At 41.7% G+C, this 21,043-nt stretch carries 18 protein-coding genes; all 18 read right to left on the bottom strand.

The window, feature by feature from the left end; all coding sequences use genetic code 11:
* Positions 1-6: 6 nt before the first annotated feature.
* The 18 genes from PSH41_RS07760 to rimP all read right to left on the bottom strand — a co-directional run bounded on the left by PSH41_RS07760 (position 7) and on the right by rimP (position 20,858).
* Positions 7-2,250, bottom strand: a complete 2,244-nt coding sequence (locus PSH41_RS07760) for a heavy metal translocating P-type ATPase (RefSeq protein WP_273588964.1) — start codon at positions 2,248-2,250, stop codon at positions 7-9.
* Entirely contained in the window at positions 2,247-2,684 is a 438-nt protein-coding gene (locus tag PSH41_RS07755) for a MerR family transcriptional regulator (protein ID WP_024033781.1), read from the bottom strand. Before PSH41_RS07755 ends, PSH41_RS07760 begins: the two co-directional genes overlap by 4 nt.
* A gap of 149 nt (positions 2,685-2,833) precedes the next feature.
* The gene (locus PSH41_RS07750; RefSeq protein ID WP_273588965.1) at positions 2,834-3,331 is read right to left on the bottom strand and encodes a DUF2059 domain-containing protein; all 498 of its coding nucleotides are present in this window, start codon (positions 3,329-3,331) and stop codon (positions 2,834-2,836) included.
* 292 nt (positions 3,332-3,623) lie between these two features.
* Entirely contained in the window at positions 3,624-3,956 is a 333-nt protein-coding gene (locus PSH41_RS07745; RefSeq protein ID WP_004585897.1) for a Na+/H+ antiporter subunit G, read from the bottom strand.
* A gap of 9 nt (positions 3,957-3,965) precedes the next feature.
* Positions 3,966-4,235, bottom strand: coding sequence for a K+/H+ antiporter subunit F (locus PSH41_RS07740; RefSeq protein ID WP_004585896.1), 270 nt, complete (start codon positions 4,233-4,235; stop codon positions 3,966-3,968).
* Positions 4,229-4,765 carry a Na+/H+ antiporter subunit E gene (locus tag PSH41_RS07735; RefSeq protein WP_054982208.1) on the bottom strand — a complete coding sequence of 179 codons (537 nt, stop codon included), beginning with the start codon at positions 4,763-4,765 and terminating at the stop codon, positions 4,229-4,231. Before PSH41_RS07735 ends, PSH41_RS07740 begins: the two co-directional genes overlap by 7 nt.
* On the bottom strand, positions 4,765-6,282 hold the full coding sequence (locus PSH41_RS07730; RefSeq protein ID WP_273588966.1) for a monovalent cation/H+ antiporter subunit D: 1,518 nt from the start codon (positions 6,280-6,282) through the stop codon (positions 4,765-4,767). The genes PSH41_RS07735 and PSH41_RS07730 overlap by 1 nt, the downstream gene beginning before the upstream one ends.
* The gene (locus tag PSH41_RS07725) at positions 6,279-6,632 is read right to left on the bottom strand and encodes a Na+/H+ antiporter subunit C (RefSeq protein WP_058547412.1); all 354 of its coding nucleotides are present in this window, start codon (positions 6,630-6,632) and stop codon (positions 6,279-6,281) included. Before PSH41_RS07725 ends, PSH41_RS07730 begins: the two co-directional genes overlap by 4 nt.
* Positions 6,632-9,424: a monovalent cation/H+ antiporter subunit A gene (locus PSH41_RS07720; protein ID WP_024033786.1), complete on the bottom strand. Its 2,793-nt coding sequence runs from the start codon at positions 9,422-9,424 to the stop codon at positions 6,632-6,634. Before PSH41_RS07720 ends, PSH41_RS07725 begins: the two co-directional genes overlap by 1 nt.
* Positions 9,425-9,578: 154 nt before the next feature.
* Positions 9,579-10,712, bottom strand: coding sequence for a hypothetical protein (locus PSH41_RS07715; protein WP_273588967.1), 1,134 nt, complete (start codon positions 10,710-10,712; stop codon positions 9,579-9,581).
* Positions 10,696-11,574, bottom strand: a complete 879-nt coding sequence (gene nlpI / locus PSH41_RS07710) for a lipoprotein NlpI (RefSeq protein ID WP_029773956.1) — start codon at positions 11,572-11,574, stop codon at positions 10,696-10,698. Before nlpI ends, PSH41_RS07715 begins: the two co-directional genes overlap by 17 nt.
* A gap of 140 nt (positions 11,575-11,714) precedes the next feature.
* Positions 11,715-13,841 carry a polyribonucleotide nucleotidyltransferase gene (gene pnp, locus PSH41_RS07705; protein ID WP_024033789.1) on the bottom strand — a complete coding sequence of 709 codons (2,127 nt, stop codon included), beginning with the start codon at positions 13,839-13,841 and terminating at the stop codon, positions 11,715-11,717.
* Between the two features lie 500 nt (positions 13,842-14,341).
* Positions 14,342-14,611 (bottom strand): 30S ribosomal protein S15, encoded by a 270-nt coding sequence (rpsO, locus tag PSH41_RS07700; protein ID WP_004585888.1) that lies wholly within the window; start codon positions 14,609-14,611, stop codon positions 14,342-14,344.
* 109 nt (positions 14,612-14,720) lie between these two features.
* Entirely contained in the window at positions 14,721-15,665 is a 945-nt protein-coding gene (gene truB, locus PSH41_RS07695; RefSeq protein WP_273588968.1) for a tRNA pseudouridine(55) synthase TruB, read from the bottom strand.
* On the bottom strand, positions 15,665-16,072 hold the full coding sequence (gene rbfA, locus PSH41_RS07690; RefSeq protein WP_004585886.1) for a 30S ribosome-binding factor RbfA: 408 nt from the start codon (positions 16,070-16,072) through the stop codon (positions 15,665-15,667). The genes truB and rbfA overlap by 1 nt, the downstream gene beginning before the upstream one ends.
* 109 nt (positions 16,073-16,181) lie before the next feature.
* Positions 16,182-18,839 (bottom strand): translation initiation factor IF-2, encoded by a 2,658-nt coding sequence (gene infB, locus PSH41_RS07685; RefSeq protein WP_004585885.1) that lies wholly within the window; start codon positions 18,837-18,839, stop codon positions 16,182-16,184.
* Between the two features lie 25 nt (positions 18,840-18,864).
* The gene (gene nusA, locus PSH41_RS07680; RefSeq protein ID WP_004585884.1) at positions 18,865-20,364 is read right to left on the bottom strand and encodes a transcription termination factor NusA; all 1,500 of its coding nucleotides are present in this window, start codon (positions 20,362-20,364) and stop codon (positions 18,865-18,867) included.
* A 38-nt stretch (positions 20,365-20,402) separates the two neighbouring features.
* Entirely contained in the window at positions 20,403-20,858 is a 456-nt protein-coding gene (rimP, locus tag PSH41_RS07675) for a ribosome maturation factor RimP (protein WP_004585883.1), read from the bottom strand.
* Positions 20,859-21,043: the final 185 nt, after the last annotated feature.

Genomic DNA, 21,043 nt, shown 5'->3' with positions numbered 1-21,043 from the left:
GACTCCTTAGCGCTTATTGGGTTTATAAAAACGTAAGCGATTAGCATTGGTGACTACTGTCAGTGATGAAAGCGCCATAGCTGCGCCCGCCACTACTGGGTTTAGTAGTACACCAATAAACGGATACAACACACCGGCTGCAATAGGGATGCCCGCAACATTATAAATAAAGGCACCAAACAAGTTTTGTTTAATGTTTTTAATTGTTGCGCTGCTAATGGCAATAGCATCGGCAAGGCCATGAAGTGAGCCACGCATTAAAGTAATATCGGCGCTTTCTATGGCTACATCTGTACCTGTGCCAATTGCAAAACCGACATCTGCTTTAGCAAGCGCGGGGGCATCATTGATCCCATCACCCGTCATGCCTACAATCTCGCCTTGCTGCTGGCGTTTAGTGACTTCGTTTACTTTATCCTCTGGCAACACTTCTGCGATAAAATCATCAATACCGACTTTTTTAGCCACAGCGTGTGCGGTCGCTTTATTATCGCCAGTGAGCATTACTAGATGAATACCTTCATTTTGCAGGCGCTTGATTGCCTGTACTGAGTCTTCTTTTAGCGGGTCCGCCACCGCAATTAAGGCCATAAGTTGGTTATTACAGGCAAAGTACATCGGGGTTTTTGCATCATTTGCAAAGGTGTGTGCTTGCTCTGTGGCGTCATCAACTGCAATCTCGTATTTATCCATAAGCGCTTTATTGCCAAATAACAGTGTTTGCTCATTCACCGTTCCACTTACACCTTTACCGGTAATGGCATCAAAGTCGGTAACTTTACTCAAGGTTACATTTTGTTTTTGAGCGTACTGTGTAATCGCCTCCGCAAGTGGGTGCTCAGAGCTATTTTCGAGGCTTGCAACTAATTGCATTACGTTATTTTCATCTGCGTTATTAAACGTTACAACATCTGTTACCTGTGGTGCACCTTGGGTGATAGTGCCGGTTTTATCTAAAATCATGGTAGTAATTTTAGAGGTCGTTTGCAGTGACTCGCCATTGCGAATTAATATGCCAAATTCGGCTGCTTTACCTATTCCCACCATTACCGACATAGGCGTTGCTAAACCCAACGCACACGGGCATGCAATAATCAGCACTGTGGTTAACGCTACCACTGCATAAGCAATTGAAGGGGCTGGGCCAAAATTCAACCATGCAAGGGCTGCTAGTATCGCAATTATCATTACTGTAGGCACAAAAATGCCCGATATAACATCGGCTAATCGCCCTATTGAAGGTTTAGAGTTTTGCGCGCGTTTTACCATATTAATAATATTGGCAAGGGTTGTTTCTTGGCCTATATGTGTGGCTTCAAATAATAATGTACCACTTTTATTAATGCTGCCAGCAACCACTTTATCGCCAGCTTGTTTACTCACTGGCATAGGCTCACCCGTGAGCATAGATTCATCTAGTCTGCTGCTACCTTCGAGCACATCACCATCTACCGGGATTTTTTCGCCTGGGCGTACCCTTACATGGTCGCCCTTTTGCACATCACTAATGTCTATATCTTGCTCTGCGCCATCACGTATTACACGGGCTGTTTTTGCTTGTAAGCCAATTAAACGCTTAATAGCCTGCGAAGTACGCCCACGCGCTTTCACTTCAAAAGCCAAGCCTAAACTAATTAACCCGATTATCATTGAAGAAGCTTCAAAATAAACGTGCCTTGCAACCTCAGGTAGTAAGCTAGGCGCAAGTACAACAAACATTGAATATAACCACGCAGTGCCCGTTCCCAAAGCAATAAGCGTATCCATGTTAGCACCATGATTTTTAAATGACTGCCAAGCACCTTTATAAAATTGCTTACCTGCTACAGCCATAACGACAAACGTGATAATACCGACCAAACCCCATGCAATTCGCTGGTTAGTGGTTGTCACGCTCATATCAAAAATAAGCCCATACATCATAAGCGGTACGCCCACACCTAAAGCCAGCATCATGTTGCGCATTAGCTTTTTGTAATGTGCCTCGTCTGACTTGGCTTTTTCATCAAGCGCATCTTGCTCTGATGTGTTATCCATAGGTTTTGCGCCATAACCTATATTTTCAACGGCGCTAATTAATGTGCTTTGCTGCGCGCTGCCCTCTACGCGTACCGTGCGATCTGCAAAATTCATTTCGACATTGTTTGCGCCTTGCACACTATTGAGGGCTTTTTCTATTTTGGCTACACAACTGCCACAATTAGCACCTTCAATAATAAAGTTTTGCTCTGTTGTTTTACTGCTACTCATTGCACATCTCCGCTTTTGTTTGGCTCAACAAGTGGGTCAACAAACGTCTCTATTAAGCTACACACATCACTTGCAACAGCGCCGTCTGCCGATGTTTCCCACTGTTTTAACGCCGCTTGCATACGCACTCGTAATTTAAGGGTTTCTTGAAACAAGGCTTCGGTTTCTTCTAAACGTTTTGCAATAATTTGCCGTGTAAGTGGGCATGGGCAATGCCCCTGTTCTGACTCGCCAATGATATGCTGTATATCTTTTAGGGAAAACCCAAGCTTTCGGGCGCTTATAATAAACTGTAAACGTTGGCGGTCTGCTTTTGTATATTGTTGATAGCCATTACTTTGGCTACGTATGGGCGTCAAAAGGCCTATTCGTGTGTAATGACGAACTGTATCAGGCGTTACGCCCATTAACTTCGCTAATTGCTTAACATACATAATTTAGCCCCCTTTGATTTAGAGCTCAATTGTAAACCTATGTGTGACACACAGGTCAATAGAGGGGAGTATTAAAGCATAATTTAAATTTACTGGAGCTGATAAAATAAAAGCGCGCTAATGAGCGCGCTTAAAAAGAGGCAGAGAGATTAATTTTCTTGTTGGCGAGAGGCTTTTAGCTCTTCACTTAGCTCACCGGCTATTTGCTGAATTTTTGGCATTGCATCTTGCACTAGGCTTTGCGACATTTGCATAGACTCTTGCATTACTACTGGCATTTTTTGGAGAATTTTTTGCCCTGTTTCAGTTTTATAAAACGCCAGCATGTCGGCAATTTCTTGCTCGTTAAAACGTTTGTCGTAAACGTTAACCATCATCGGCTGCATTTTTTTCCAGCTCATTTCGGTTTTAAGTACGTTGGTCATATCTGCATAGTATTTATCAAAAATAGCTTGCTCAGAGGGCTTAACACCCATTTGTGCAGACATGTTTTTCATCATGCCTTCAACTTGCCCGTACATAGAGTCAACCATAGCATCCATGTTCATCACGTTTATCAGCTCATCTATTTTTTGCTGCTTAGTTGCCTCGTCAGCCAATACGCTGCCAGAAAATATAAGTAACGAAAGTAATAGTGCCTTAGCCATTGTCATATCCTTAAATATAAAAAGTAAGACCATACTCACATGATTAATATCAATCCGCAATAATACTTACTCATTTTGCGGGGCTAAACGGTCCGTTACTTACGTTAAAAAATGCTCATTCAGAACAACTAAATAGCTAATTTTTTTACTAAATTATCAACACGTTTTACCAGCTTCAGAATAAATTACTTAATTATGGGAACGGGTATAAAATAGTTGGTAAATGTGTAAACCCATACTAAAAAGGCCAAATAAAACATGTTTATTTGGCCTTTTTATCAGTGCACAGGGGCTAATCGTCTTCTACGTTATCGAGCCCTTTTGTGCCTTCTTTTGCTTTAAGCTTATGATGAATCGCTGATTTTATTAACATATACCCACTAATAGGGGCAGTGATTAATAAAAACACGGTAATTAAAATCTCTTTTACGCTTATGGTGTGCACCGACGTTGCAAAAAACACCATTGCAGCAATTAATATGCTAGCCATACCCAGTGTTGTTGCTTTAGTTGGGCCGTGTAAGCGCATGTAAAAATCAGGTAATTTAATTAAGCCCAGCGATCCTATTAAAATAAATAGCCCACCAAAAAGTAGTAATATTGATACAACCCACTCGCTTATCATTTTAATATCCTATTCAATTAAGTCGCCGCGTAGTAAATACTTACATACTGCAACAGTACTTATAAAGCCAAGCATCGCGATTAATAACGCTGCTTCAAAGTACAAACCAGTGCCCATACTAATACTGTATAAAATAATTAACGCGATAACATTAATGTACATAGTATCTAGGGCTAAAACTCTATCAGGCACTGAGGGGCCAATAATTAATCGCCATAGGTTTAACAGTAACGATAAACCAATCATGGCAAATACAATAAGTAACACAGTATCTAACATTGAAATATCTCCTTTAGGGGAGCTTCGTAGCGCTGTTTAATTTGTTTAATAAGTGCCTCTTCATCTTTTAAATCAAGCACATGTATAAGTAAATAGCGCTGTTTAGGCTTTTCGCCTTCCTCTAGTGACTCAGGAATAGGATATACCTCGGCACTTACTGTACCAGGAGTAAGAGATACACAACTGGCAAGAATTGTAATGGGCATATCGTGTATTAAATCTATAGGCACCTTAACAAAAGCAGGACGTAACTTTTTAGCTGGGCCAACGATTAATAAGGCTACCTGTAAATTAGCAACCACTATATCGTAAAGTACAATGAGTAATTGTTTTAGTGCCAAACCTGGTTTTAGTATTAAGGGTTGCGGGTCACGTAATGAAACACTTAATAGCGGTATAAATATCGCAAAAAACGTAGCTAATACTATATGCCCTGCGGATACACTATTATTAAGCAACAACCAAATTAAAAATAAAAACAAACTACGAAACGGCGTTGGCAACCAACGATAACGGGCTTGTAACCTCATTACTCACCTCCCTTCATAACTGCATTAATGCCACCACTTATGTCATGCAATTGCGTAGCAGCACTAACCATGTATTCACTTATTGGTCCGCCAAAAACAACTAACAAAGGTGAGCACGCAAGTAGCCCTACAATTATCATCACTTGTAATGGGTGAGCATTTTCGCCCTCGGCGCTTTCTGTTTTATTGCCTTTTCTTTCCCAAAACAGACTTGTACCAGCACGAGAAAGTGCAACTAATAAAACAAAACTAGCAATTAAATAGACAGGCCAAAATAGTAAGGCTTGCTCGCTATTTAAGGTTGTTTTGAGGATCCAAACTTTTCCAACAAACCCCGATAGCGGCGGCATACCTACTACGGTTAATGCAGCAATTACAAAGCATGCTCCTAATAAGTAAGGTTGGTTTACGGCTCGTCCGGCAACCAGTCTATCCCCTACTTTGCCCCTTTGTGTGGCAATTAAATCAGCTAATAAAAATAGTGCAGCGCTGACTAATGTGGAGTGTACTAAATAATAAAGCAGTGCAGCTGTTGCAGTTACGTTTTGCAGTGCAATTAGAGCGACTAACGTGCCCACTGATACAACAACTAAATTTGCCGTTAACTTACGTAAATCTTGCGCAGCCATTACGCCAATTGCACCAACCACTATAGTCGCAATGGCTAAGCCCCATAACCACGATTGCGCCATATGTTCAAGCTCACCGGCTTGCTCACCAAAAATAACGGTATAAATGCGCAGCATGGCGTATACACCCACCTTGGTCATAATAGCAAATAAAGCGGCAACCACAGGCTTTGCACTGGCATAAGTATTTGGTAGCCACAAGTGCAAAGGGAGCAATGCGGCTTTTAAAGCAAATACAACTAACAGCAGTAAGCCGCCGGCCTTCGCCAAATAGACATCATCGCCAGTCAACAGGGCTACTTTTTGCGTCATATCAGCGATGTTTAATGTACCCAGTACGCCGTATAAAATACCTAGACCAATTAAAAATACGCTCGAGCCAACCAAATTTAATATTACATATTGGAGCGCTGCACGGGTATTTTGTTTATCTCCGGCATGCATAAGTAGTGAGTATGAGGCAATCAACAACACCTCAAAAAATACAAATACATTAAATAAGTCACCCGTTAAAAATGCCCCATTAACACCTAATATTAAAAAATGAACTAATGGATGAAAAAAGTTACCTTTAGCATCATCGCCAGCACAACTATATAAAATAACGCCTAAGCCTAGTAGCGATGTAAGTGCTACCAACAATGTAGAAAGCATGTCGGCTACAAGTACAATACCAAATGGTGCAGACCAGTTACCGATAGCGTATACGTTTATCCCTGTATTATGTACATGCAGTAAAAGCAGTACACTAACAGCAAATGTAATAATAGCCATAATAGACGAGGCTATGCGACGAATTGGTAAGCTTTTACCACATGGAGGCAAAAGTAATATAACCGCTGCCAGCATAGGTAATAAAATAGGTAAAGAAGCTAAATGTTGAATCATTTTTGCTCCTTAGTATCTGCCGGGCTTTTAACTATGTGACCATCTACGTGATCACTTCCTAAATCTGCACGACCACGAATAGCTAAAATAACCACAAATGCAGTCATTGCAAAGCCAATTACTATGGCCGTAAGTACTAACGCTTGAGGCAGCGGATCAGCATAATCGGCACCGGTACCCAGTACTACTGCTTTATTAATCGTTAAACGACCTGCAGAAAATAAAAATAAATTAACGGCATATGAAATCATAGTAAGCCCAAGTACTACAGGGAATGTGCGCGCTCTTAATAATAAAAAGATCCCGCAACTAACTAATACACCAACGCAAGATGCGTACAATAGCTCCATTAAATATTTACCTCTTTTTTCTGGGTATCTGCTGTCATGTTGCCAAGGCTTGCTAATATCATTAACGTGGCTCCAACCACTGTTAAATAAACGCCTAAATCAAACACAATTGCGCTTGCAAGTTCTGTTTTGCCAATAAATGGGATATCGAAATAATCAAACCACGTAGTTAAAAACGGCCGTTCAAAGAACCAGCTACCGACTCCAGTAAACAAGGCAATACCGATACCTGATGCAATAATTTTCCGGTAGTTGACTGCAAAGCGCTCGCTAATCCAAGCTGAGCCATGAGCCATGTACTGCAATATAAAGGCAATTGATGTTACTAACCCTGCAATAAAGCCACCGCCAGGTAAGTTATGACCACGTAAGAAAATATAAGCCGATACTAATAATGCAAGCGGTAATAAGCTATGCGAAATACTGGCAAGTAGTATAGGGTGTCGCTCGCGTGCCCATGGGCGCCCTTCACCATCACTTGCTGGCATGAACAATGGAATGCGAGAAAGCACTTTAAATATACCCAACGCTGCAATACCTAATACGGTTATTTCGCCTAGGGTGTCAAACCCCCTAAAATCAACCAAAATAACGTTCACTACATTGGTACCGCCACCTCCTGTTTTGGCATTGGCTATGAAAAAATCTGATATCGATTCGAGTGGCCGTGTAAGTAATGCATAACATATACTTGCCACCACAACACCTAAAGTTGAGGCTATCCCTAAATCTCTGAGTACTCGTAATGAGCTAGACTCTTTAGGCGTATGTTGTGGTAAGAAAAACAACGCCAACATTAATAAAATAACGGTTGCTACTTCTACCGTTAATTGCGTAAGCGCTAAGTCGGGCGCAGAAAAACGCGTAAACGCCACCGACACCATGAGTCCTACAATAGAAATCATTAGTAACGCAACTACGCGTGAGCGATGCCAAATAACGGTAGCAAAAGCACCTATAATCAGTAGGCCTGCACCTATTGCGTTATGCACATCAACCGGAATACGCGGCATACTGCCCGCTAATTGTTGCATTTCAAATAATGGCCAACCGGCACATAACAATACCACCGCCAGCATTACAAAAATGTAGCGTTGTAATGAGCCGTTTTCGATAGTGTTTACCCTGCTTTGGCACCAATTAATAACCTTAAGCACAATTAGCTCAAAGGTTTTTTTAGCATTAAGTGGCGGTAATGATGCTTGAAATTGAAATAGGTATTTACGATTTATATAAATAAACAAACCACCCACTACCGCCATGGCGCTCATTAATAGCGGTAAGTTAAAACCATGCCATATAGCCAGTTCGTACTCTGGTACCTTTTGACCAAGTACAGCCAAAGACGCAGCAGATAAAATGCCATCGACTGAAAAATGCGGGAACAAACCAACCAGCACACACAGCACAACCAATACTTCAATAGGGAGTCGCATATAACGCGGAGCCTCATGCGGCTGGCGTGGTAAATCAATTGGCTCGCCATTAAAAAATACATCGTGAATAAAACGCGACGAATAAGCCACCGATAACGCCCCTGCAATAGTGGCTAACACCGGGATTAACCACGACATAGAGCCAAGCACTTGCTGATGTAAGGTTTCGGCAAAAAACATTTCTTTAGATAAAAAGCCATTAAGCAATGGTACACCCGCCATTGAAGCAGCCGCAACCATGGCAAGTGTGGCCGTATAAGGTAAATACCGCCACATACCATTAAGCTTACGCATATCACGAGTGCCGGTTTCATGGTCAATTATACCTGCAGCCATAAATAGCGAGGCTTTAAACGTGGCATGATTAATAATATGGAATATTGCCGCCACAGTAGAGAGCTCAGTATCTAAGCCCAATAACAGGGTAATTAACCCTAAATGGCTAATGGTTGAGTACGCTAACAGGCCTTTTAAATCGTGTTTAAATAAGGCGATATAAGCGCCAAACAAAAGCGTTGTTAAACCGGTTAAACCAACCAGTAAAAACCAAGTATCTGTACCAGAAAGCACTGGGTGAAAACGCGCTAATAAAAATATACCTGCTTTTACCATAGTCGCAGAGTGTAAATACGCACTAACAGGTGTTGGGGCTGCCATAGCGTGAGGTAGCCAAAAATGAAATGGAAACTGTGCCGATTTAGTAAATGCACCTAGCAAAACTAATACCAGTGCTGTTTCGTATAAATCATGTGATTGAACAATTGCCTTGCTAGCTAAAATTACATCTAGGTCGTAACTGCCAACTATATCTGCCACTAACATTAAACCTGCCAGCAATGCTAAGCCACCGGCACCGGTAACAGCTAGCGCCATGCGAGCGCCCTTTCGTGCTTCTGTTTTATGCCACCAATAGCTAATTAATAAAAACGAGCTAATGCTGGTCAATTCCCAAAACAGCCAAAGCTGAATAACATTGTTAGACATAACAATGCCCAGCATTGCGGTCATAAACAGCAATAAGTAACTATACAGCTTAGCTAAGGAGTCGTTTTTACTCAGATAATAACGTGCGTAGGTAATTACCAGTATGCCTATGCCTAAAATCATAAACATAAACAGTAAGCTCAAGCCATCAAGACGAAATGATAAGTCCAGTCCAACAGCGGGGATCCACGTTACAGCATAACGAATCGTTTCACCTGCTAAAATAGCGGGGGTGTGGTATAGCGTAATACCTAATGCTGCTAAAGGGGCAAGTACAGTGACAGCTGCAGCTTGCGTACGGGATAGTTTGCCGGTGCATGAAGAAATAACACTGCCAATTAAGGATAACAAAGGTATCCAGAGCAAAGTCATAATGTAGGGCCTTTTATAATCATAAGTTTATCCTTACGTTTTATACATCACGAAAAGATGCTTTTACTGTCTGTTTTTAAACGACATTAATACGTACAGTTATACTTATAAACGGCCATTTTGTCTATAGATAGCAAGCCTAATCGATTTAAATTTAATCAAGCTGAGCGGTTTTAGCAGCATTGATTTGATCAACCCACAAAGCCCTGTACCGCTTTGATAAACCTAGTTGTTGATACTGCATAATTGACCATTGCTTAGTTGGCTTATATGCCACGCCGCCTTGCTGGCAACTTAAGCTTTTGTGCCATCCATTTGGCGCAGCCTCACCTTGCGAAATATATAAATTTGGGGCCACGTATCCTTGGCGTTTACACAACCAGCGCTGTTTAGAAATAGGCAGCGTATATTCATCTTCAAAACCACTAAAGTGCATTAGCTCATGCAAAAATACATTATAGTTTGCTTGGGTACTTAGCTGCATTTTTTTACCTGTTACATTGGCGCTGCCGCTCGTACCCATAATTACAGTGTAGTCATAGCCGTTAGTAAACTGCGCTTTTAAGTGCGCGTTTTGCCATAGGCAATTAGCCATGCCCGAGGTGTTAGCACAGTCAATTGCGCCCCCAGCGTAAACCGGTTTACTTAAACAATACGCCCTGCTTTGCGGCTCAGGTTTTTTATTATACTGCGCGGCAAAACTCGATAACTTAAACAAGGCTTCTCTATTTACACCTAATAGCAGCACATTGTAACTACAGCTATTGTTAATCGGCGGGCGTGTATTTAACGCTGCAAAACCAAGTTGATGTAAAAAGGAAGGCAAAACTTGCTCATAGTCACTCCCTTTGTGCAGTGCTAAATGGTTAAATGCCGCGCCTTTAGGCAGTAAGTTTTGGGTTAACAATAGTTGAAGGTCATTCCAGCGACCTTGCTTTAAAAGAGCATGCGCGAGTTGTTGGCGCTTGTTATGCCCAACATGCTCAATACTTTGTAGCCAAAATAACTTTGCTTGCTCGTTTTTGCTTGCATTGATAAGCGTTAAAGAATAATTGTGTTGAGCTGATGGGATATTTTTACGCGCTAAAAAGCCTAATGTCAGCTCGGGAAGATGCGCAATATTATTTGAAAAGTAACGGGGAAATTGCCAATAACTTTGCAGCGGATTAGCCTGAGCGTGAAGTACATGCCAAAAGCTAATGCTGCTTAACTGGTTGCTAGAGCCTGCAATAAGCAGGCTAAATAGCAAACCAATCAGATAACACGGGTATTTAACTAGCGTCTGCACCAGCCATAAGCTCAAGCTCTAAACGTGCATATTTGTATTCAATAAACTCATGCACATTAGTGGATAATGCCAACCTAAAGTAATCAGCAGCTAAAAACTGCTCTCCGGCTGCTTGGTGCATTTTGGCTAAATAAAAGTACGCCTCGCACAAGCGCTGTGCGTATTCTTGCTCTGACTTAACGCCCTCGCTAATACCCGATAAAAACGTATGCTCACTCATATCGCCGGTATAAAGCGAAATTAACTGATACGCCCATTGCGATTCATCAAGGGCTGCAGCATTTGTTTTAAGAGCCGCTAATGCTTGTTGTTTATCCTCTTGTGACTGTGCAAGGTAAAGCCATAACACACGGTAAGGATCGTTTGGTGAACGCGCTAAAAACTCATCAAAGTCACTTTGCGCTAGATTTGCTCTTTCACCATAATACAGTGCAATGCCACGGTTTAAATAAGCGTATTCATGCTCTTCATTAAGCTCAAGGGCTGAGTCAAAAAACTCATACGCTTTTTCGTATTGCTGCATTAACGTGTGCTGAATACCTAAAAAGTTATACACCTCAGCTAAATCAGGCTTTAGTTTTATAGCGCGGTTAAAATCAATGCGCGATAACGTGGTCATTCCTAAGCTATCAAATAATACCCCACGGTCATAATAAAGCTTAGCTTGTTGCTCGGTACTTAAATCGGCTCGATTTAATAGCTCAGAGTAACGTGCAATCGCAATTTCACTTCTAAAGTCAGATGCAAGGGGTGCAGTAAAAGGCACATTAACAATCGGCGTAGGTTTTGATTCAGTCGTGGTTTGGCAAGCGCTTAAAGACAAAATAGCAAAAGATGCCAAAGCTAAATGTTTGAGTATCATTAAAATCCTTAATACCAAGATATATCGCAATAAAAATAAGACAGACCTTGTCTAATAAGGTTTCATTAAAGCATAAAAAAAGGGGCTAAACAGCCCCTTTTTTATTATCCCGCGTATATTAACGGGTTAAAGTTTAGCAATTATGCGTCTTTTGACTCATCAGCTGCAGGTGCTGCTGATTCCATTGCTTCTTTAATGCTTAGACGTACACGGCCTTGGCGGTCTACTTCTAGTACTTTAACTTTAACTTCTTGACCTTCACTTAAGTGGTCAGTTACGTTGTTAACACGCTCTGTGCTGATTTGAGAAATATGCACTAGGCCATCTTTACCAGGAAGAATGTTTACAAACGCACCAAAGTCAACAATACGTACAACTTTACCAGTGTAGATAGTACCTACTTCTAGTTCTGCTGTTAATTGCTCAATACGTGTAATTGCGTTTTGCGCGCTTTCACCGTCTGTTGCAGCAATCTTAATTGTACCGTCGTCTTCAATTTCAATTGTTGTGCCTGTCTCTTCAGTAAGTTGACGGATTGTAGCGCCACCTTTACCAATTACTTCAGCAATCTTCTTAGCAGGAATTTGCATAGTGTAGATGCGAGGAGCAAACATTGATAATTCTTCAGAAGGAGCAGAAATCGCTTCATCCATCACACCTAAAATGTGTAAACGTGCAGCTTTTGCTTGTTTAAGCGCAATTTGCATGATTTCTTGTGTGATACCTTCAATCTTGATATCCATTTGTAGTGCAGTGATACCGTTAGTAGTACCTGCTACTTTAAAGTCCATGTCACCTAAGTGATCTTCATCACCTAAGATATCTGAAAGAACAACAAACTTCTCACCTTCTTTCACAAGACCCATCGCGATACCCGCAACAGACGCTTTAATTGGTACACCCGCGTTCATCAGAGCTAGTGACGTACCACAAACAGATGCCATTGAAGACGAACCGTTAGATTCAGTGATTTCAGATACAACACGAATTGAGTAAGGGAACTCAGTAAGTGTAGGCATTACAGCAGAAATACCACGCTTAGCTAGGTTACCGTGACCAATTTCACGACGCTTAGGAGAACCTACAAAACCAGTTTCACCTACACAGAATGGAGGGAAGTTGTAGTTAAGCATAAAGTGGTTTTTGTGTGTGCCCGTTAAATCATCGATTAACTGTGAATCACGTTCTGTACCAAGTGTAGCGGTAACTAATGCTTGAGTTTCACCACGAGTAAAGATTGCAGAACCGTGAGTACGTGGTAATACGCCAGTCATTACGTCTAGCGCACGAATCATGTCTGGTTCGCGACCATCGATACGTTTTTCACCAGCAGTGATGCGGCCACGTACAATTTTCTTCTCTAAAGAACCAAATACTTTACCTACTTCTTGCTTATCAAGTGTTTCATCTTCAGCAAGCTCGCTTGTAAGCGCTTCAATTACAGCGTCTTTTGCTGCAGTTAATGCTTCTTTACGCGCTACTTTATCGGTAATACGGTAAGCTTCACCTACTTTATCAGCAGCAAGTTCAGCTACTTTTTCTTCAAGCGATACGTTTTTCTCAGGTGCAGACCAATCCCATGTAGGCTTGCCCGCTTCTGCTTTAAATTCGTTGATTGCGTTGATAATAGCTTGAGATTGCTCATGGCCGTATACAACCGCGCCTAGCATTACGTCTTCAGCTAGTACGTCAGCTTCTGATTCAACCATTAGTACTGCGTTATCAGTACCTGCAACTACTAAATCAAGTTGGCTTTCTTCAAGCTCTTTTAGTGTTGGGTTAAGTACGTACTCACCGTTAATGTAACCAACGCGAGAAGCACCAATTGGGCCGCTAAATGGGATGCCAGAGATAGCAAGTGCTGCTGATGTACCAATCATCGCAACCATATCTGGTTGGATTTCAGGGTTTACAGAAACAACAGTTGCAATAACTTGTACTTCGTTTACGAAACCATTTGGGAAAAGTGGACGAATTGGACGGTCAATAAGACGTGCAATAAGTGTTTCGCCATCGTTAGGACGACCTTCACGCTTTAAGAAACCACCCGGGATACGACCAGCAGCGTACATACGCTCTTGGTAGTTAACTGTTAGTGGGAAAAAGTCTTGACCAGGTTGAGCTTCACGCTTACCAACGACAGTAACTAATACTGACGTGTCGCCGATGCTTGCTAATACTGCGCCGTCTGCTTGACGTGCGATTGCACCTGTTTCTAGGGTAACTGTGTGTTGACCTAGTTGAAATTCTTTAATAATTGCTTGCACTTAAAATATTCCTTAAATGTTTTTATATTTCATTAATAAGTGTCATTAAAAGGGCCAATTACAGTACATAATTGTATTCAGTTGGAAATCAATTAAGTACTACAATTGGCAAAATTTTTAATGACTGCAGATAACCTATTTATCTACGCGCATAGTATATACCAAAGCGACGTAAAATTGCGAGCCTACCCAAAGATAAAACGTAATCGCTTTTGCCACATTATTTTTTAATTGTTTTATCGCAAAGCGTTTAATTAAGCGTGTAATTTTTAGCTATGAAAAACCTTTAGATAGTTAGGTGAATAATTCGCTATTAAATTGTTCTTAAAGATAATTTTAACGCAGTTGTTGCAAGCGTTGCCAAGCCTTAATTGTTAAGTGCTAGCACAAGGTTGGTGTTATTTATATTAAAGGGAGGTTAAGTTAATGATGGGGTGTGAGGCGTTAAATTTAGGCACAAAAAAAGGAGCTATAAAGCTCCTTTTCTCGTAATCAAGTTCTTAGCGACGTAGGCCAAGCTCTTGGATTAACGCAGTATAACGCGAGATATCTTTACCTTTAAGGTAATCAAGCAATTTACGGCGAGTACTTACTTTACGAAGCAGACCACGACGTGAGTGGAAGTCATGCTTGTGGTCAGCAAAGTGACCTTGAAGCTTGTTGATATCAAAAGTAAGTAAAGCTACTTGTACTTCAGGTGAACCAGTGTCGCCTTCAGCACGTGCAAATTTAGCAATGATATCGATTTTTTCTTGATTGCTTAGTGACATAATAACTCCAAAAGTTAAATTTAATAGGTGCTTTAGCCGATCACTAATTCAGCCAAAACGATTAAGCGGGCGTATTCTACCAACTATGAGAATAACTACAAGTTAAAGTTTACTCGGGTTGCTGATTAGACAAGCCACGCTTTGATTTTAAATGCCCGTCAGGGTTGCGCTCACCGGTGCCAATAAACACACCATCAGCAAGAACTTTAATTGCCCCTTCGGGTAAATCAGTGCCTAGTACTACTGCTTGGCCATGGCTAAACGAAACGCCCTGCTCTTTGCTAATTTCTACAACGGGTAAATCAACCAATGCACTATCCATTGGCAATAGTAATTCATCAAGGTATGTAGAAGGGGCAATCTCTTCTTCTTTAGCCTTGGCTAATAAGGTTTCAAGGTGCTCAAGCGATACCATTTTATCTTTAGGGTAATGGCCAACCGCTGAGCGATGCAGCATAATAACATGTGCGCCACAGCCTAGGTTTTCGCCTAAATCATCAACAATGGTACGAATGTACGTCCCTTTAGATACATGGGCGGTCATTTGTACTTCGTTGTTTGCTTCATCAAACTCATCAAGCGTTAAGCTAAACACGTTTATTTTTCGGCATTTACGCGGTACTTCAATGCCTTCACGCGCGTATTTATATAAAGGCTTACCTTCATATTTAAGCGCTGAGTACATTGATGGATACTGATCTGACTCGCCTAAAAACTTTTCAATTTCTGCAGCTAACTGTTCAGTGGTAACGTTTACATCACGGGTTTCAACCACTTCGCCATCTGAATCAGAGGTAGTTGTACGCTCACCTAGCTTTGCTCTTACCACATAGGTTTTATCTGTATCGAGCAAAAATTGGGTAAACTTGGTCGCTTCACCAAAGCAAATAGGTAGCATGCCAGTGGCCAGTGGGTCTAGCGCACCGGTATGGCCAGCTTTTTGGGCAAAATAAATACCTTTAGCTTGCTGTAGGGCTTTGTTCGATGAAATGCCTTGAGATTTGTTTAACAACAAAATACCATCAATCGGACGGCCTTTACTGCGTCTTGCCATTAGTCTTTAGTGCCTTCTTCGCTATCAGTTTCATCATCAACATGTTTAGCGTTATCTTCGCGAATAACCGAGTCCACTAAGTTAGAGATACGCATCCCTTCCATTAGTGAGTTATCTACTACAAATTTAAGCTCAGGCATTATACGAGCACGAATACGCTTACCCAGTAACGAGCGGATATAGCCCGTTGCTTCGTTAAGTATTTTTGCGCTTTCTTTTGCTTTGTTTTCATCTTCGGTATTAAACACCGTAATAAAAACTTTTGCGTAAGATAAATCGCGCGATACTTCTACCGCAGACACTGTCACCATGCCTAAGCGCGGATCTTTAATTTCGCGTTGTAAAATTACAGCAATTTCTTTTTGAATTTGCTGAGCAACACGATCAGTGCGAGAAAATTCTCTCATGATTGTTTTCCTAAAATCATAACTTACTGAATTAAAATAATAAGTTAATTAAATAATGGATACAGAAATGGGGGCAAAGCCCCCATTTACAATCTTAGTTTACGAGCAATTAAAGTGTACGTTGTACTTCAACTGTTTCGAATACTTCGATTTGGTCACCAACGCGAACATCGTTGTAGTTCTTAACGCCGATACCACATTCCATGCCGTTACGAACATCTTGAACGTCATCTTTAAAGCGACGTAGTGACTCAAGCTCACCTTCGTAAATAACCACGTTATCACGTAGTACACGAATTGGTGCGCTGCGTTTAATAGTACCTTCAGTAACCATACAACCAGCAATTGCGCCAATTTTTGGAGATTTAAACACGTCACGTACTTCAGCAAGACCAATAATCTCTTGCTTAAACTCAGGAGCAAGCATACCAGACATGGCTTGCTTAACTTCTTCGATTAGCGCATAGATTACGCTGTAGTAGCGAAGGTCTAAGTTTTCAGTATCAATCACTTTACGTGCAGATGCATCGGCACGAACGTTGAAGCCAACTACGATTGCGTTAGATGCAGCAGCAAGTGTTGCATCAGTTTCGGTGATACCACCTACGCCAGAACCAACAATCTTCACTTTTACTTCATCAGTAGAAAGCTTAGTTAGTGAGTCTGAAATTGCTTCGATTGAACCTTGAACGTCTGCTTTAAGTACCACGTTAACTTCTGATACATCGCCTTCAGCCATGTTAGTAAACATGTTTTCAAGCTTCGCTTTTTGCTGACGAGCCAATTTAACGTCGCGGAATTTACCTTGACGGTATAAAGCAACTTCACGCGCTTTACGCTCATCTTTAACAACAGTCGCTTCATCACCTGCAGCCGGAATACCAGATAGACCTAAAATTTCAACTGGAATAGAAGGACCTGCTGATTTAATGTCTTTACCGTTTTCGTCTTTCATTGCACGAACACGGCCGTATTCAAGACCACACAGTACGATATCACCTTGGTTAAGGGTACCTGATTGAACTAAGATAGAAGCAACCGGACCACGTCCTTTATCAAGACGAGATTCAATTACAACACCTGCTGCCATGCCTTCTGATGGAGCACGAAGCTCTAAAAGCTCAGATTGCATAAGAACAGCTTCAAGTAAGTCATCAATACCTAAGCCTGTTTTAGCTGAGATATGAACGTACTGCGTATCACCGCCCCAATCTTCAGGAATAACGTCTAGCTGAGCTAGCTCGTTTTTAACGCGATCTGGATCTGCGCCTTCTTTATCCATTTTGTTTACAGCAATGATTAAAGGAACGCCAGCTGCGCGAGCATGCTGTACCGCTTCTTTAGTTTGTGGCATTACACCATCGTCAGCTGCAACCACTAGGATTACGATATCTGTCGCTTTAGCACCACGTGCACGCATTGATGTAAACGCGGCGTGACCTGGTGTATCTAAGAAAGTGATCATGTTGCCGTTAGTTTCAACGTGGTATGCACCAATGTGCTGTGTAATACCACCGGCTTCGCCTGATGCAACTTTAGCTGAACGAATGTAATCAAGCGTTGATGTTTTACCATGGTCAACGTGACCCATTACAGTTACTACTGGCGCACGCGGCTCAGACTTACCATCTTCATGACGGTCATTTAGTACTGTTTGCTCTAATTCGTTTTCTTTAACGATGATAACTTTGTGACCCATTTCTTCAGCAACAAGTTGTGCTGTTTCTTGGTCAATCACTTGGTTAATGGTAACCATGTCACCCATTTTCATCATTGTTTTAACAACTTCAGCGCCTTTAACAGCCATGCGCGATGCAAGCTCAGCTACTGTAATTGTTTCGCTAATACGCACTTCATTTTTAACATCGGCAGTAGGTTTTTGGAAACCATGTTGCAATGATGTAGGTGCTTTTAGCTTGCCTTTACGGCCTTTAGCGCCTGCAAATTTATCTTTTGCTGGGGCTTTTTTCTTTTTCTTCGCGCGGCGTGAACCTTGCTCATCACGTGCATCGGCAACATCTTCTGCCTCACGTGCATAAGTAGAAGTCGTAAGATGGTGATCCGCGGTTTCTTCGCGTTTCTTACGTTCTTCTTCTTCTTTTTTCCAGCGAGCTTCATTTTCTTCAGCTAGCTTTCTTGCCTCTTCTGCTTGACGTTTCGCTTCTTCTTCAGCTTTCTTCAATGCGGCCTCTTCTGCTTCTTTCTGCAGACGCTCAGCTTCGATGCGATCTTTCTCAGACTTAGCACTTTGCTCTGGGGTCATCTGCTGTTGTTTAGCTTTACGCTCTGCATCTGCTTTGCGTTTAGCTTCTTCTTTGGCTTTACGATCAGCGTCTTCTTTTGCTTTACGTTCTGCCTCTTGTTTCGCTTTTAATTCAGCGGCTTCTTGTGCAGCTTTTTGCTGCTCTTCGATACGCGCTTTTTCTTCAGCGGCTAGACGTTGCTGTTCTTGCTCTTGCTCCATTGCGCTCTTTTTCACGTAAGTACGTGTTTTGCGAACTTCAACTTGAACAGCTTTTGCCTTACCCGTAGAGCCCGTTACACTTAATGTGCTTTTGCTCTTACGTTGTAAAGTCATACGTGCTGGGCCATCTGAACCAGTACCACCGTGCGATTTGCTTAAGTGATCAAGTAACTGTGCTTTTTCAGCTTCGGTTACATTATCACCTGCTTTTTTAGTGATACCCGCTTGTGAAAATTGCTGAAGCAATTTATCAACAGTTGTACCTATATCGCCGGCTAGTTTTTCAACATTTACTTCTGCCATAGTGTGTAATACCTCCGTTAATAAATTACTCGTCTGCGAACCAACAAATATTACGTGCAGCCATAATTAGCTCACCTGCTTTTTCAGGTGTTAGCTCTGTAATATCTACCAATTCATCAATACCTTGCTCAGCTAAGTCTTCAAGTGTAATTACACCCTTGCTTGCCATAACAAATGCTAGATGACGCTCTAAGCCTTCAAGCGCAAGTAAGTCTTCAGCAGGCTCTACACCTTCTAAGCTTTCTTCCGTTTTAAGCGCTTTAGTGGTTAATGCATCTTTTGCACGTGAGCGCAGTAAATCAACCGTTTCTTCATCTAGGCCGTCGATTTCTAAAAACTCAGAAGCCGGCACATATGCTACTTCTTCAAGTGTTGAGAAACCTTCGTTGATAAGTAATGATGCAAATTCATCATCAATATCTAAGTTTTCAGTAAATAAGTTAATTAACTTATCTGACTCTGCTTCGTTTTTAGCGCGCATGTCTTCAACAGTCATTACGTTTAGTTCCCAGCCAGTTAATTGGCTTGCTAAACGAACATTTTGACCATTGCGACCAATTGCTTGTGCTAGGTTATCAGCTTCTACAGCGATATCCATTGAATGAGTGTCTTCATCCATTACGATTGAAGCTACTTCAGCCGGTGCCATTGCGTTAATAACAAACTGCGCTGGGTTGTCATCGTAAAGTACGATATCAACACGCTCGCCACCAAGTTCTGATGATACAGCTTGAACACGTGCACCACGCATACCAACACACGCACCTACTGGGTCAATACGCTTGTCGTTAGATTTAACGGCGATTTTAGCGCGTGAACCCGGATCGCGTGCTGCAGCACGAAGCTCAATCATTTCTTCGCCAATCTCTGGCACCTCAATGCGGAATAATTCCATCAGCATTTCTGGTTTTGAACGCGTTACAAATAACTGTGCGCCGCGAGCTTCAGGTTTAACTTCGTAAAGAAGACCACGGATACGGTCACCCGGGCGGAAATTTTCACGTGGCAGCATATCGTCACGGTAAATAACCGCTTCTGCGTTGTTACCTAAATCAAGTACGATTGCATCACGTGTTGCTTTTTTAACGACACCTGTTACTAGCTCGCCTTCTTGATCTTTATAAGCTTCTACAACTAAAGCGCGCTCAGCTTCACGTACTTTTTGTACGATAACTTGCTTTGCCATTTGTGTAGTTATGCGGTCGAATTTGATAGATTCAATCTGTTCTTCAACATAATCACCCAGTTGCAAGTCAGGTTCTTCAACTTGAGCTGCTTCTAATGTGATTTCGCTGTAAGGGTTTTCTAAAGAACCATCTTCTTGAACTTCTGCAATCTGCCAACGACGGAACGTGTCGTAATCACCGGTTTTACGGTCGATTGATACACGTACTTCAATTTCGCCATCGTGTTTTTTCTTTGTCGCTGTTGCTAGAGCGAACTCTAACGCTTCAAAAATCTTTTCTTTTGGAACCGCTTTCTCATTGGAAACGGCTTCAGCAACCAATAATATCTCTTTTGCCATGGGTAATGCCTCGCTTGCCCTATTCCTTCGCACTCGAATTAAAACTTTGCGATGATGTTCGCACGTTCGATATTGCTAAGCATGATTAAGTGCTCTTCGCCATCGCTTTTAAGTGTGATCATATCACTGCTAACTGCTACTAAGTCGCCTTTAAAATTACGGCGACCGTCTTGTGGAAGCTTAGTACGCACACGTACTTCCTCTCCTTGCGCCTTCTCGTAATGATCTTGTTTGAATAATGGACGATCAACACCAGGAGACGATACTTCCAAATCATATTCATTTGTAATTGGGTCTTCGACGTCTAAAATCGCACTAATTTGGCGACTCGCATCCGCACAATTATCAACAGATATTCCATCCTCATGGTCAATATAAACCCTTAAGGTAGAATGGCGGCCTGCTTGTACAAACTCAAGACCATGTAATTCAAAGCCTAACATTTCTACTGCAGGCGTAAGCATGGTTAATAAATCTTGCTCAAGTTTTGTCACGAAAATCCTCCATACAAACAAAAAAAGGGCTTATAGCCCTAAAATACTGAGTTTAAGTTTTGATTTAATGACAAAGCCATAAATCAATGGTGCAGATACAACAACGCCCCGAACCAAGCGGGGCGTCACACCAATAAAGCATAAAACTGTGTGGCCTCAGGCCAAGCTTGGCTGCGGGTCATTAC

Source organism: Pseudoalteromonas sp. CST2, from assembly GCF_028599385.1.
Classification (GTDB): domain Bacteria; phylum Pseudomonadota; class Gammaproteobacteria; order Enterobacterales; family Alteromonadaceae; genus Pseudoalteromonas; species Pseudoalteromonas atlantica.
This window is presented reverse-complemented; position numbering and strand designations above follow the sequence as displayed.